At 40.7% G+C, this 13,910-nt stretch carries 13 protein-coding genes; 2 read left to right on the forward strand and 11 right to left on the reverse strand.

What is annotated here, in order from left to right; genetic code table 11:
• Positions 1-60: 60 nt before the first annotated feature.
• From E3K36_05405 to E3K36_05425, 5 genes are all read right to left on the reverse strand, one after another.
• On the reverse strand, positions 61-663 hold the full coding sequence (locus E3K36_05405; GenBank protein ID MCF6154683.1) for a TIGR00730 family Rossman fold protein: 603 nt from the start codon (positions 661-663) through the stop codon (positions 61-63).
• A 211-nt stretch (positions 664-874) separates the two neighbouring features.
• Positions 875-1,594, reverse strand: coding sequence for a succinate dehydrogenase iron-sulfur subunit (locus E3K36_05410; protein MCF6154684.1), 720 nt, complete (start codon positions 1,592-1,594; stop codon positions 875-877).
• Positions 1,595-1,654: 60 nt separating this feature from the next.
• Positions 1,655-2,911, reverse strand: coding sequence for a signal recognition particle-docking protein FtsY (gene ftsY / locus E3K36_05415; GenBank protein ID MCF6154685.1), 1,257 nt, complete (start codon positions 2,909-2,911; stop codon positions 1,655-1,657).
• A gap of 210 nt (positions 2,912-3,121) precedes the next feature.
• Positions 3,122-4,402, reverse strand: a complete 1,281-nt coding sequence (gene nusB, locus E3K36_05420) for a transcription antitermination factor NusB (protein ID MCF6154686.1) — start codon at positions 4,400-4,402, stop codon at positions 3,122-3,124.
• Positions 4,403-4,496: 94 nt separating this feature from the next.
• A complete protein-coding gene (locus E3K36_05425) occupies positions 4,497-4,991 on the reverse strand; it encodes a 6,7-dimethyl-8-ribityllumazine synthase (GenBank protein ID MCF6154687.1) in 495 nt (164 codons plus the stop codon).
• A 288-nt stretch (positions 4,992-5,279) separates the two neighbouring features.
• On the opposite strand from E3K36_05425, the gene E3K36_05430 reads away from it, so the two are divergent.
• Positions 5,280-5,747: a hypothetical protein gene (locus E3K36_05430; GenBank protein ID MCF6154688.1), complete on the forward strand. Its 468-nt coding sequence runs from the start codon at positions 5,280-5,282 to the stop codon at positions 5,745-5,747.
• Between the two features lie 5 nt (positions 5,748-5,752).
• Here E3K36_05430 and E3K36_05435 read toward each other — a convergent pair whose 3' ends face one another.
• From E3K36_05435 to E3K36_05460, 6 genes are all read right to left on the reverse strand, one after another.
• On the reverse strand, positions 5,753-6,781 hold the full coding sequence (locus E3K36_05435; GenBank protein ID MCF6154689.1) for an ABC transporter ATP-binding protein: 1,029 nt from the start codon (positions 6,779-6,781) through the stop codon (positions 5,753-5,755).
• A gap of 44 nt (positions 6,782-6,825) precedes the next feature.
• Entirely contained in the window at positions 6,826-8,439 is a 1,614-nt protein-coding gene (locus E3K36_05440; protein MCF6154690.1) for an iron ABC transporter permease, read from the reverse strand.
• A 102-nt stretch (positions 8,440-8,541) separates the two neighbouring features.
• Complete coding sequence (locus tag E3K36_05445; protein MCF6154691.1) at positions 8,542-9,540, reverse strand: extracellular solute-binding protein; 999 nt, start codon at positions 9,538-9,540, stop codon at positions 8,542-8,544.
• Positions 9,537-10,766 carry an MFS transporter gene (locus tag E3K36_05450; GenBank protein MCF6154692.1) on the reverse strand — a complete coding sequence of 410 codons (1,230 nt, stop codon included), beginning with the start codon at positions 10,764-10,766 and terminating at the stop codon, positions 9,537-9,539. Before E3K36_05450 ends, E3K36_05445 begins: the two co-directional genes overlap by 4 nt.
• Before the next feature lie 401 nt (positions 10,767-11,167).
• A complete protein-coding gene (locus E3K36_05455; protein MCF6154693.1) occupies positions 11,168-12,151 on the reverse strand; it encodes a hypothetical protein in 984 nt (327 codons plus the stop codon).
• A 33-nt stretch (positions 12,152-12,184) separates the two neighbouring features.
• A complete protein-coding gene (locus tag E3K36_05460; GenBank protein ID MCF6154694.1) occupies positions 12,185-13,000 on the reverse strand; it encodes a hypothetical protein in 816 nt (271 codons plus the stop codon).
• Between the two features lie 359 nt (positions 13,001-13,359).
• Here E3K36_05460 and E3K36_05465 point away from each other — a divergent pair, with 359 nt between their 5' ends.
• Positions 13,360-13,848, forward strand: coding sequence for a hypothetical protein (locus E3K36_05465; GenBank protein MCF6154695.1), 489 nt, complete (start codon positions 13,360-13,362; stop codon positions 13,846-13,848).
• Positions 13,849-13,910: the final 62 nt, after the last annotated feature.

The raw sequence follows: 13,910 nt of genomic DNA on the forward strand, positions 1-13,910 counted from the left end.
AACTGCGTACTGTCTGCTGCATCTTCTGGGTTGCGGTCACGGCCGCAGTAGGATTATATATTACGCCTCTTTCCAATCGATCTGTTGGGGAACCTTGTAAAGGGGTTTACGGCGGATGAGTTCCGACAGCAGTTCTTCGGGGTCGTGAGATGTTATAATGAGACGATGATGTTTTGTTTGTATAAAACGTTCCTCGAATACATGATTTATAAACGCCAGTAATAAATCAAAATATCCTTGCACATTGAGTAATCCAATTGGTTTTGTATGTAGTCCCAGTTGTGCCCAGGTAAGAATCTCGAAGAATTCATCAAAGGTGCCAAAGCCACCTGGCATGGCAATAAAGGCATCGGATAACTCCACCATCATGGCCTTTCGTTCATGCATACTCGATACCATTCGGAGTTCTGTCAGGCCAGGATGGGCAAACTCTTTGGAAGCAAGGGCATGTGGAATTACACCGATAACATTTCCCTTTTCTTTTAAAACAGCGTCTGCAATGATTCCCATCAGACCAATACTCCCTCCGCCGTAAACAAGTCCCATTCCATGTGATACAATAGCGCTACCGAGCTGTTGAGCAACATCGGTATACACCGAACGCGCACCGGTATTGGAACCACAAAACACACAGATACGTTTTATAGGGTCATCATCTACCATATGTTACCTATATCTTTACGCCTGTTTTATAGAGGGTATTCAGTATGTTCATAGCGAGTTCTATTGCCTGAGACTTGGAGAGGTACAATTCATAATCATCGGTATCTTCTTCACCTTCCACAACAATCTCAATGCCCTCTGTCCTTGCAACGACAGCAATTTTTTTCTTTTCTTCCATGTTCGTCATCCTTCCTTAAATAAAAGTTAGTCTCTAAATTTTGTTTTTAACAATTTCCATCTTCAAATGGGCGATAGAACCACTCGGATTCAAGTCCCTGGGGCATACCTCCTGACAATTGAAAACCGTATGGCAACGCCATACACCATGTTCATCGTTTACAATTGTCAGACGTTCTTCCTTTGCGCCATCCCGGCTGTCTGATACAAACCGGTCTATCGTAAGGAAAGCCATAGGACCAAGATATTTTTCATGTGATGCCGTAACAGGACACGAGGAATGGCAGCAGGAGCAAAGGATGCAATCGACCAGGATATCAATTTTCGCCCTTTCGTCAGGACTCTGTATCCGTTCTCCTGATGTTGGTAATGGTTTACCGGGCATCAGGTATGGTTTGATATACTCGTACTTTTCCCAGAAGGGTTTCATGTCAACAAAGAGGTCTTTATGTATGGGCATGTGGGCAATCGGCCGAATCGTAATGGTATTTGATTTGAGTTTTGAAACCAGGGTGTTACAGGCCAGGCGATACTTTCCATTGATATGCATAGCACAAGAACCGCAAATAGCCTCCCTGCAAGAAGACCGAAAGGCCAGGGAGTTATCCAGTCGCTGCTGGATATAATTAAGCCCCTCAAGCACTGTCAGGTCTTTCCGGGTAAAAGGGATTTCAAATTTCTGGAAAAACGGCTTTTTATCAGTGTCCGGATTAAAGCGAAGGATATGAAAAAAAACCTTATCGTTTTTCATCATATATTTTTCTTTTTTTGTTTTCTTTGCGTTCCCGCCACTCTCTGCAGGAAAAGCAGTATACTATTCAAACAAGGCATTCACAAAGGCATCGGGGTTAAATTTCTCTATATCCTCTGCTTTTTCACCCAACCCGATATATTTTACGGGAATGTTTATTTCATTGCGCATGCCGAGTACGAAACCGCCCTTTGCCGTACCATCTAACTTTGCTAAAAAAATTCCTGTAATGTCAACAGACTGTTTAAACATTTTTGCCTGGGAGATGGCATTTTGTCCGGTTGTGGCGTCGAGTACCATCAGAACTTCATGGGGAGCACCAGAAATTCTTTTGGAAATAACCCGTTTAATCTTGCCCAGTTCGTTCATAAGATTCTCATGGGTGTGAAGACGTCCTGCTGTATCAACAATGACGACATCGATACCCCTTGCAATACTTGCTTCCAGGGCGTCATATGCTACTGCTGCTGGGTCAGAACCGGTTTGATGCTTTACAATCTCCGCCCCGATGCGTTTGCTCCAAATATCCAGTTGATCAACAGCGGCCGCCCGAAAGGTATCGCCTGCTGCAACCATCACCTTTTTGCCATCTCTAATGAAAGTGTTTGCAAGTTTTGCTATGGCTGTGGTCTTGCCAACTCCATTTACTCCTACAACCATGATAACCGTAGGGGGGATAGGGGCATAATTGATATCGATTTGAAGAGACCGTAGGCTTTCTTTGAGTCTGTCTTTTATAAAATCATGTATCTGTGAGGTTTCAGTTATTGTTTTGGATTTCCATGCTTCGTGTAATTCGTGTACTAATTTTTGGACGGATTTTACACCGATATCAGCACCAATCAGGATATCCTCCAATTCCTCAAGTACAGATTCATCGATCTTTCTCCTGAAAGAAAAGAGGTTTTTCAGACGGGACCAGAATCGATTACGCGTTTTCTCTAAACCCTTCTTGAGCCTTTCTGATGAAACAGGAATTTCCTCTCCAATATGTTCTTCAACAACAGCAGTTTCCGGTAAAACCGGAACGGTCTCTACTGGTGGAGGCAAGGTCTGACTTCCAGCTTCATCTTTACCAACAATAGTTTCCGGTGAGATCGAAACCGCTGTCTCAGAAGGGACAGAAGTTTGTCTTTCCGGAGCTTCTTCAATAACCTCAGTTTCCGGTGAGATTGGAACGAGCTTTATCGTATCACCATCTACAACGACAGTTTTTGGCGCTTCTGCTGTAAAATTTTTTAATCGGGACCAAAAACTGCCCCGGTGTTTTCCCCTGCCGTTCTTCCGGTTTTCAGATGATCCTTCAGATTGCTTTTTCATGTCTTCTTTTCCGCGAACGGTTTCCGGTGTTTCCACTTTTGTTTCATCCAATATATTTTTGTCTTTCTTCGAAGACTGTGCCATTCAGTTATTATCTCCTGTCTAGATTTTCATAAATAGACCATTCCCAAATAACATCTATTTGTGACGTTTGAGAATGGTCTGTTGTTCAATGAGTTTATTGGTAAATTAATAAAATAAACTTCTGCATTACGCAGGACATTTTTGCCTGAGTTTTGTAACGAGCTCCCCCGGCACCACTACTTTAGCGATAGGACTGTCTTTCTTTCGTTCACCGTGGAAGTCTGAGCCACCAGTTGCGGCCAAGTTGTACTTCTTTGCTATCTTGAGATACTTCTCGACTGCCTGGGGGGTATGAGATGGATAATATGCCTCGATCCCTTTCAGTCCGTATTTTACCAAATCTTCAATAACATTATCTCTTTGAGTTAGTCCTGGATGGGCGAGAACCGGCACACCCCCGGCATCTCTGATTAATTCAATAGCCTGTTGTGGCGTCAATGTTTTTTTGGGAACATATCCAGGCTTATTATCGCCTATATATTTTAAAAATGATTCTACAATGGAATTACAATAGCCGTGTTTCCATAGCACTTCTGCCACGTGCATACGCCCGGGGGAACCCTTTCCGGCGAGCGTCAAAATTTCCTGTGGATCAATATCAACCTGGAGCTTATGTAATTTCTCCACCATAGCACATATACGGTTAATGCGGTCCTCGCGGGATTGTTTTATTACTTTTAGTAAAAATTTGTTATTCACATCAATAAAATATCCCAGGATGTGAATTTCCGAAGGGCTAAGATATGAAGAAAATTCTATACCAGGTATAATATGGATATTTTTGTCCTTGCTGTAACGAGAGGCGACCTTAACACCGTCAATAGTGTCGTGGTCCGTAATCGCAATAGTTGAAACACCGAGTCTGATAGCCTCATCGACAACCTCTTCTGGTGTCATCGTCCCGTCGGAATAGTTTGTGTGTACGTGCAGGTCTGAGTTTCCATAGTCTATTTCTCCTCTGTCCTGAAAAACGGAAGTATACCCACTGTCTTTCCATTTCCCATTTCCAAACTGAGTATAAATCTTGTCTAAAATTCCATTCACAAACGTTCCTGAATTTTTCGTGCTGAATTTTTTTGCAAGCTCTATGGCCTCGTTGATTGATACCTTTGGGGGGATATCACTTCTGTACAGTAATTCATAAACCCCTAAACGCAGAATATTTTTATCAATAATAGCCATGCGGCGTAATTCCCAGTGTTCTGTAACACCGGAGATTTTTTCGTCGATCTCTTTTATCCGTGACCGGCAGCCGTTGACGAGTGCTATGGCAAACTGATAGATATCTTCCTTTTCCGTGCTGTTTTTGCAGAAGGTATTAATCTCGTTAATGATGTCATCGCCGCGTAGATCAAGTTGGTAAAGGGATTGAAGGGCGAGTTCGCGAGCAATCGTTCTGTTGCGCATGGAATATTTGGTTTTTAATAAGAGCAACTTTAAAATAAATCTACAATTGAAATAACTGATTAAGAGAAAAGAAGGGTAAAATACCGATAGTGGGTTAACGACTTTTGATTGTTTTTATACCGGATTGCATTTGTTCAAAAAGATTTACCATCTCTATGGCGGATATGGCAGCCTCAGCACCTTTATTTCCAGTTTTTGCGCCAGCACGGTCAATGGCCTGTTCCAGGGTCTCTGTTGTAATTACACCATAGATGGTTGGAATTCCTGTAGATAATCCAACGTGTGCAATGCCTTTGGCAGATTCGCTTGCGACATAGTCAAAATGAGGTGTTTCACCACGGAGGATTGCGCCTAAACAAATTACTGCATCGTATTTACCGCTTTGCGCAGCCTTAAGAGCGGCGACTGGTATTTCACAGGCGCCGGGTACCCAAAAAATATCAACGTCCTCTTCTTTTACACCGTGCCGAATAAGTCCATCGATTGCGCCATCCAATAAACGCTTTGTTATAAAATTATTGTATCGGCTAATGATAATTCCAAAAACCTTTCCCGCACCAATTAAATTACCCTGAAATTCAGCGCCCATAATATAAGTCCCTTTCCGGGTTGTACCAAACAGGGTACAATTATTACTTTAACCTAAATGGTTTTTAAAGATTTTTACACAAAAATCATTCAATTTGGGGGTTTGAACAAATATACTATGGAAATTTCCTTCTAATAAGAAGATAATACTAGCATATGCCCGTAAATCTTTCAAGGCTTTTCTCCTGGCTTTTCTGGTGGAATTTCTATCCGGAATAGCACCCATGTGGCTTTGTTTTTGACTGGTACCTGTCCGAAAGGGCAAATTCAAAGACAATAATATTTCTCCATGACTACAGAACCTTTGAAGTTTATTGCTGATGCCATGCTTGGCAAGCTCGCACGATGGTTGCGCATAATAGGACATGATGTGGTGTACGAATCTTCTATTTCTGATGATGACCTTATCGCAATGGCCATTCATGAGCACCGCGTCATCTTAACAATGGATAGGAAGTTAACTGAACGTGAATCAGCAAAAAACTCCCTGCTTATCAAAAGCCCTTATTATAAAGAACAACTCAGGCAAGTTATCGGCCATTACAACATCGATTACATGTCGGGTATTTTTACCCGATGTTTGCTGTGTAACAGACTGTTAGATTCTGTCGAGAAGGAAAAAATAAGAGACAGAGTACCACCGTATGTTTATTCAACACAGGATGAATTTGATGTTTGCCGGCAATGCAGCCGCGTGTACTGGTCAGGCACACACAGGGTAAAAATGCTGGAAATGCTGGATAAAATAGTGAAGTAGGCCTTTTAAGAAAATAATAGATTCGCTTCTTTGATGGAAAACCTGATTAGTTCACCTATTCTATAAAAATTTTGATTATAGAATTTAATTTCACCTTGAGGTATCTCGATATAATATCTGTACCTTCCGCCTATAAATTCCCGTTTAATAATTACCCCCTCATAAAAACCATTTTGCTCAACCTGTACCTGATGTGGTCTAAAAAAAAGAAAGGCCTCTCCCCTCTCATGACCCTTTGTCCTACATACCAACTCACCCCATGGGGTTACTACTTTATCCCTGTCTACTATTCTTACCCGTATAGTATTCGATTCTCCGATAAAATTAGCCACGAAAAGTGATCCCGGAGAAAAATAAATCTCCTCGGGACTATCGATCTGCTCCACTACTCCTGCATTCATTACGGCTATCTTGTCAGCTAACAGAAATGCATCTTCCTGGTCGTGAGTTACATAAACGGTTGTAATTCCTGTCTCCTGCTGAATACGCTTTATTTCCTTTCTAATATCATCACGCAATTGCACATCAATATTCGATAAGGGTTCGTCCATGAGGAGTAACTTGGGTTCTGTAACAATAGCTCTTGCAATGGCGATGAGCTGTTGTTGTCCCCCTGAAAGTCTTGCAGGGTACTCTTTGGCATATTTTTGCATATTGACCTTGCCAAGAACAGCCTCAATCCTCTTTTGTCTCTCAGTTCTTGTAAGCCCAATTGTCGTTAATCCAAACTCTATGTTTTTATATACCGTCATATGCGGCCAGAGGGCAAGGTCTTGAAACACCATTCCGATATGACGTTCTTTTTGGGACATCACTATCTTTTGGCTGCTACTGGCAAGTGCCCCATCTATCCAAATCTCACCATAATCGAGTACTTCTAAACCTGCAATCATTCTTAACGTCGTCGTCTTTCCACATCCGGAAGGGCCTAAGAGGGCCAGCAGTTGCCTTCTTTCAACCTCAAAGGAAACACCTCTCACAACCTCCTTTTTGCCAAGGATTTTTAGCACGTGTTTTACTTCAAGCACATTCATAATAAACCTATTATCATAAACGATCGTATTACCGTAGGACTCTGCTACTCTTTTGCTTCCGTTGTCAGGAAATACCTTGTGGTTGCAAGGAAAATACCGAGAGGTAATAATGTCATTACCACAATGATAAGAGAAAGCGCCGAAACAATGTTTGCCGGACTATTTACCATCACCGTGAATAGTGTTATCGGAAGCGTTTCGTGTCCTGGTGGATATACCAATATCGTTGTACCCAACTCTCCAACACAAAACATGAAGGAAATCAACCATGCAGCGACTATCCCATACCCTTGTAAAGGTACGATAATTTTCTTTAAAATACGGAACCATGAGGCGCCCATTACTATGCCTGCTTCCTCTGTTGAATTGGAAATTTGCTTAAAATAATTCGCCATAATACGGCTCGATAATGGCAAAAAACGTGCCCCGTACCCCAAAATAATGATCCATAAGGAACCATATATAAACTGGAATATACCTTCAGGCCTATTGCAGACCTTAATGAGTCCGACACCTATTACCGTTGCAGGCACTGCAAAGAATAGCCAAATAAACGGTGCTATACTGTTTCTCAATTTTGATTGGACTTTTTCTGAAAGATAACCCAAAAAGAAACCCACAACGGTAAGAAATGTAGCTCCTAGAGAACCGTAAAGGATAGTATTTTTGATACCAATCTTTGCTAAACGAAATGCATCATAATACGCCGATACTGTCTTACTGCTTACAATAAGGGTAGTAAGAGGAACAATAACACAGAGAATGAAAATAAAGGTACAGAAGAGTATGCCTATCACAGTAAGCCCTCTTTCTTGATAGTGTATCGTACCATTTGAAGCCCTTCTTCCCAATATATCAAACGACTTTCCCCGGAAATAAACCTGCTCTAATATCATAAGAATGATGGTAATTACAATGAGTGGGAAGGCAATTGCCGTTGCAGCCTTCTCATTATAAAAGGCACTAAATTGGGTAAATATCTGGGTGGTAAGTACATTAACCTGCAATAACGACGGTATCCCAAACTCAGAAAGCGACAGTATAAAAACAATCATCATGCTGGAAAGAATGGCAGGGGCAATTAAGGGTAATGTAATTTGTCGTACTACCTGAAAAATACTTCCTACTATAAGGCCGCTCTCTTCAAGCCGTGGATTTACATTTTTTAGAGCATATTCAGTCATTAACATTACGACAGGAAAGAGATTTATCGAAAGGATAAACGAAGCACCATATAAACTATACATAAAGTTTGAGATTGACTCAGGAGAGAGCGGCGTATATTGAGATAGGAGGGTATTCAAAAATCCTGTCCTTCCTAATAAATTTGCCCACGCAATACCTACTATATAAGATGGTATAATAAATGGGATAAGAAAACATATTTTAAAGACATTTTTCAGGGGAAGATTTGTCTTCGCCAAAAAAAATCCTGCGGGAATGCCTGCAAGCGAAGACAACGCGGTTGTGATAGAGGCAAGGATAAGACTATTAAGGATAACCTTTACATACCTTTGTGTTAAAAAAATATCCCTGTAATAAACAAATGAAAACCTACCATCCTCATAGAGAGAACTTCCAAACATCCACAAAATTGGTATGAATGTGGTACAGACAAACACCGTAAAGAAAAAACCCAATGTTAACCTTTTTTGCATCTTTCAATAGTATCTCCAAAATTTATTAAATTATTCCTCCGACAATTTTAACAGAAACAAGTTTCAAACCTGTCTCTGCGTTTGAAATTTCTAAACACTAAATTAGTACCCAGCCCACTGTTTGAGAAATTCACCGATCTCGTCAAGCTTTTGTGCAACTGCATGGTAATCAACATCCATGCCTTTTACGGCATCGATGGTTAACACGTCAGCAGGTGTCCGCACATCATACCTCAGTGGCATCTGTGCACATGTTGCCCATGCAAGACTTTTTTCAACCTCACTACTGACTAGGTAATCAATCAGTTTCTTTCCATTTTCCTGATTCGGACCGTTTTTTATAAGACTGACCATATTGGGCATAATGAGGGTGCCTATGCTGGTTTTGTCCGGGAATTCCATTTTTACCGGACTTCCCTCTTTAATAGCTACACTGGCGTCATCCGTATCTGTGATACCAGCCTTAACCTCACCCCTTGCAACAAGTCGTTTTACTTCACCATTTGATGAGACAACTTTTACACCATTTGCTTTCAAATCTTGTAGAAATTTCCTTGCCTTTTCATCACCCAATGTGATAAAAAGGGCTGCCATGTGTATGGAGGTGGTACCAAATAAGGGGTTTGCCATGGCTACCTGACCCCTCCACATGGGTTTAGCAAGATCAAATATGGATAATGGCCTTTCGTCCATGTTTATCAGATTTGTATTATAAAGAATAATGCGGGCACGTGCAGAAAAACCAGTCCAATGCCCCACATTATCCTTGTAGATTTCCGGGATATCTGACGCTGAACTTGAAATATACGGTGTTGTAATACCCTTCGTCTCAAGCAATACAGGTCGTACTGGATCCCCACTCCAGAATACATCCGCCTGTGGATTATCCTTCTCAGCAATCAGGCGGTTAACCAAACCGGTACTCTTTGTCTCTTCCGTATCATAAATAGCACGAACCTTTATCCCTGTCTTTTTCTCAAACTGTTGAAGAACAGGTTCTGAGAAAACCTTATCTTCTGAGGTATAAACAACGACCTCTCCTCCAAGGCATATTTTAAAGAAGAGTAACGGAACTAAAATCATCAAGGTAATAAATCTCATAATTTCACCTCTTTTTTTTCTGGCACTTTCAGTGCAAAAATAAATGACGATACTATCAACAAAAGGGCAATAATAACAAACGAGTGTTGATAACGCAGATGCGACAAAAGGAATCCGGCTAAAATAGGGCCTGAGGCATGACCAATATCAAAGATACTTCCAAACGTCCCCATGGCAGCGCCGTAGTTCTGTTCCTTACAGAAATCAGCGACCATAGCTGCCGAAGAAGAGGTCACAAATGCCTCACCAACACCAAAGACGGCAGCTAAAAGGATCAGAAAGTAAAAATTTTGTGTGAAAGGGATGCACGCTAAAGAAACAGCACATATCCACATCCCGGAAAAGATTATAGGCTTTCTCCCGTATCGATCGGAGACCTTTCCCATAACTGGTTTTGCAAGGATTGTTGTAACCACCTGTGCACCCCACAGAATTCCAGCCCGAAATGGATCCAATTTTGCCACAGTAACGGCATAAATGGGCAAAAAGGCCTCCAGGGCACCAACCGACAGATTTTGTATACCTTCCATATTACTGGTGATGATAATCCGATAGTCACCAATGACCTCCCTGATGCCTTTCAAGAACTTCCGCCATACTTCACTCAGGGGATTTTTGATTTGTATGGTTTCTGATTTTTTTGAATTCATCAATTTTACGGTAAAACCCAAAGAAATCAGGCCAATAATCCCACAGACTAGATATGCACTATGAAAATGGTGTATAGAATTACTTCCGTTGCCGGAGAGATACTTGAGGATATATCCACCGAGTGGTGCACCAGTGAGGTTTCCGATAATGGTAATAGATGAAAATATCGAAAGCCTTTCCCCTTTTTTTCCCCCGGCAATATCGGCGATTGTCGCCATGGCAACTGGTCCATAAATCGATGTGGCCAATCCGTGGAAAAACCTGAGAGAAACGAGTTGCCAGTAACTTGTTACGAGATAGTAAATAAAAGGGGTAAATGCAAAAACCAGGACGCTGAGAAACAGCATTTTGTATCTGCCGTAAATATCGGAAAGTGTGCCTGCTGGTAATTTGAAAAAGATCCCTGTTATGGTAGAAGCACCGACAACAAACCCAATTGCCTCCGGGCCCGCACCTAATGACAATGCAAAGAGTGGCAAGAGTGGTGTTCTTGCCATAGCATAACTCATCCTTGTAAAGAACCCCACCGTGCAAAGGATAATGAATGGGGATAATACTCTGGTATTGTTTATCATTTGAAAAGCCCAAAGTATTGCAGATTTTCTTTTAATCTGTGTTCCAGGTCTTCTTTTATATGAAGCACAAACTCCTGAACCGCTGCTTCTCCCCATCACTCACGGGCGTATGCTATATTTTCATGAATTTTTGCAAGATCATGAATTCCCGGGGCTGTTGTCTTATTATCATCAATCCAGTGATGAAGTTCCTCATAAGCATTTCCTGTTCTTTCCATACTATTTTTAAAATGATCATCAAGTGGTGGCATATCTGTTACCTCCTTTCTTTATCTTGATTGTATAGGTAATTTTCATTTTATTTATGCGTGTTTGCGGTAGGGTGGATTAAGCGAAGCGAATCCACCACATCACAAAATGTTGAAGGTGGATTCGGCGTAAAACCAACGCCTTAATCCACCCTACTCATAGTTTGAAGAGTAATTTTGATAGAGGGCATCAAATATCTCCATACCCTTCTCCAACAACTTATTATCGTTATTGAGTTTTTTGCTAAGCCCGGCAATAATTTGATCTATTCCATCGGCCTCTTTGCGATTATATTTATTATCTTTCAAATCTATATCATGCACAATCTCTGCAATTGGCCGTAAAGCAGGATCTTTTAAATCAAATACCATGATTAAGGTTTCAAAAGTACAGTCATCGCCATGATGGGTAAACTCTGCGCCATACATATCGAAAGGTATAGTATTTTTGGGTAGGTTATTTTCTCCTTTGGATATAAAGACGAACTTCGCATTTGGATCGATAAATTTTCTGATAAGCCAGGCAGATGCTAAACGATCGATATAAATATCTTTTCGCGTCACCCATTTTTTACCCAGGAAGTCCTTTTTTTGATAAAATTTATTGATCACAGGTACTTCTTCTTTCATTTTTTTAGACCATTTTTCTATCTTCTGGCGTATAGATTCAATTTTTTTCAGGAGCACGTCTCTCTGTGGGGCATGGAAAAAATCGATCTTTGCTACCTCATCAGCACCTTTCATTATCTCGCTTAATTTCCTTTTCAAATCTTCTACAAAACGGTCTGTTACCCCTTCTGTCCCTTCTATCTGCTCTATTTGTTTTAGTACATCATTGCATTGATCAATTAATGGAACATACTCCTTATTACAGGATTCCTGAAAGGTTTTGATAATTTCTTCATTGTGCTTTTTGTCCATTGATTCAGTAATAAAGAGTGATGCATCACTTCCACTGTCCCTAATTTGTTTACAAATCCACTGCATACTCTCCTCATGTTCCTTCGTATAAGGGAGTAAATATACGGCATTTTTGAAGAGTACAGCTCCCAGTTTTTTCAGATGCCGCCAGACCTTTACCCTGAGGTTTGGTGCATCTTGTGCAATTTGATGTGTTAGGAGTATCCATTTATTCATGAATTTTTATTAAGACTCTATGTAAGCAAAAATTTATGTCTTACCTCCTCCTCTCTTCTTAGCGATAAAAAATGTTATACCCATTGTTATGCCCCAATCCACGCTTTTGCTATTTAAACCTGCAAACCCTGCAATATCATAATCTATATTGAGCGGTCCTTCCCATACCACTCCACCCAACAATTGATGATCTAGGATAGCATTTTCTATCTTTTCTCCACTATATTCTGATACAAGATGAAGTTTTTTATACCAGGGCGAAGGTACGTCTAATATAATACCGTAGATAAAGAGACCTCGCGTGTTATGCTCAAAAGCCCCTTTTTTTGTACCTCCACCAAGGGTGAGGTGGCATGTTAATTTCTCCAAATACCACGAGAAGATACCGGTACCTTCAAAATCTAATCCTGAGGTCCCCTTTTCTGTAGGAAACACAAAACCTGTCTCTGTAGCAAAATTAGGTATCCAGCCACCGTTCTCGCCACTACGCCACCAGACCTTTTTGTAAAAGGCTGCCGTATCAGCAAATTGTTTCTCTTTTACGCCCAGCGTTCCTACATATTTGCTATCGATTAATTCACCTATAGTCTCAAGCACAATTTCGCTATCCCATGGCAACCCATAGTTAAAACGTATACTCGGTACGTCTAATACGAATTCGTCAGGACCAGGATGCTTTTGCTCATGCAATCCAAATATTCCCAATTCTATCTCCGCAATATTGGGTTCAACTACATCAGCATCTGTTGTAACGAAAGGCCGCAATGCCAGGACATTTTTAGGGGCAACAATTCCTCCCAAAGCACAGAGTATTATTAACCATAATATTTTTTTATTTAACTTGTCCACTTGTAAAAAATTTATCTCTTTATATGGTGATTCAGACAACTATGTATCGGTAAGCATTAGATTATCAAAATGTGTCTGTACATCGGCCTTTGTCCATAAACCAATCTTGCCATCCTCTGGAAAAGTTGAATCTTTTACCTCTGAACAAAGACAATTTAATATATGTTATAAACGTAACATAATGTTATTATCATAACAACACCATCTTTTATGTCAACAAACTTTTAGGTAAGATTCGGTTTTGCAATTAATTTATGGAAATTTGTTGACACTGCAATTATTTCATTCATCATCGTTGCAGGTTTATTAGCGGGCTGTAAAGATGATAATCATAAACACGGTAATGCCGACACGGACATTTGCATGAAGGCGAAGTACATACAGGTGGAGGGCTTGAACCGCTTGTTTATACGCTCTACACAGACAAATCGGAACCATTTGTAGAGTTTAAACCTTTGATCGTAGGGGAAACCTCAAAGTTCGCTGCCCACTTTACACAATTAGGAGAAACCTTCAAAGCAGTAACAGAAGGTTCCGTAACAGTTAGCCTCATCGGAAACGAGACACAATTAACTGATAATGCCGAAGAACCATCATCTCTGGGCATTTTTCGACTGGCTTTGAATCCTGAAAATCCTGGCACATATCAATTGGTCTTTGACATTCAAACTAATGAGTTTTCCGACAAAATAACAATAGCAAATATCACTGTTTACCCTGACACACAAACTGCACTCGTAAACCAACAAGAACAGACAATCGACGAAGAAATTGTTTATTTAAAAGAACAGGTATGGAAGATAGATTTTGCCAATAGGGAAGTAAAAGACAGCCCTTTACTGAAATAATCAAAACAACAGGACAAGTCTTGCCTGCGCCTGGAGACGAGACAACGATGATAGCAAAATGC

The organism is Candidatus Brocadia sp., assembly GCA_021646415.1.
Lineage (GTDB): Bacteria > Planctomycetota > Brocadiia > Brocadiales > Brocadiaceae > Brocadia.

Bases quoted from the DNA above. Each gene is read 5' to 3' on its own strand.
- E3K36_05405 (MCF6154683.1), bottom strand. From the start codon at position 663: ATGGTAGATGATGACCCTATAAAACGTATCTGTGTGTTTTGTGGTTCC.
- E3K36_05410 (MCF6154684.1), bottom strand. From the start codon at position 1,594: ATGATGAAAAACGATAAGGTTTTTTTTCATATCCTTCGCTTTAATCCG.
- ftsY (MCF6154685.1), bottom strand. From the start codon at position 2,911: ATGAAAAAGCAATCTGAAGGATCATCTGAAAACCGGAAGAACGGCAGG.
- nusB (MCF6154686.1), bottom strand. From the start codon at position 4,402: ATGCGCAACAGAACGATTGCTCGCGAACTCGCCCTTCAATCCCTTTAC.
- E3K36_05425 (MCF6154687.1), bottom strand. From the start codon at position 4,991: ATGGGCGCTGAATTTCAGGGTAATTTAATTGGTGCGGGAAAGGTTTTT.
- E3K36_05430 (MCF6154688.1), top strand. From the start codon at position 5,280: ATGACTACAGAACCTTTGAAGTTTATTGCTGATGCCATGCTTGGCAAG.
- E3K36_05435 (MCF6154689.1), bottom strand. From the start codon at position 6,781: ATGAATGTGCTTGAAGTAAAACACGTGCTAAAAATCCTTGGCAAAAAG.
- E3K36_05440 (MCF6154690.1), bottom strand. From the start codon at position 8,439: ATGCAAAAAAGGTTAACATTGGGTTTTTTCTTTACGGTGTTTGTCTGT.
- E3K36_05445 (MCF6154691.1), bottom strand. From the start codon at position 9,540: ATGAGATTTATTACCTTGATGATTTTAGTTCCGTTACTCTTCTTTAAA.
- E3K36_05450 (MCF6154692.1), bottom strand. From the start codon at position 10,766: ATGATAAACAATACCAGAGTATTATCCCCATTCATTATCCTTTGCACG.
- E3K36_05455 (MCF6154693.1), bottom strand. From the start codon at position 12,151: ATGAATAAATGGATACTCCTAACACATCAAATTGCACAAGATGCACCA.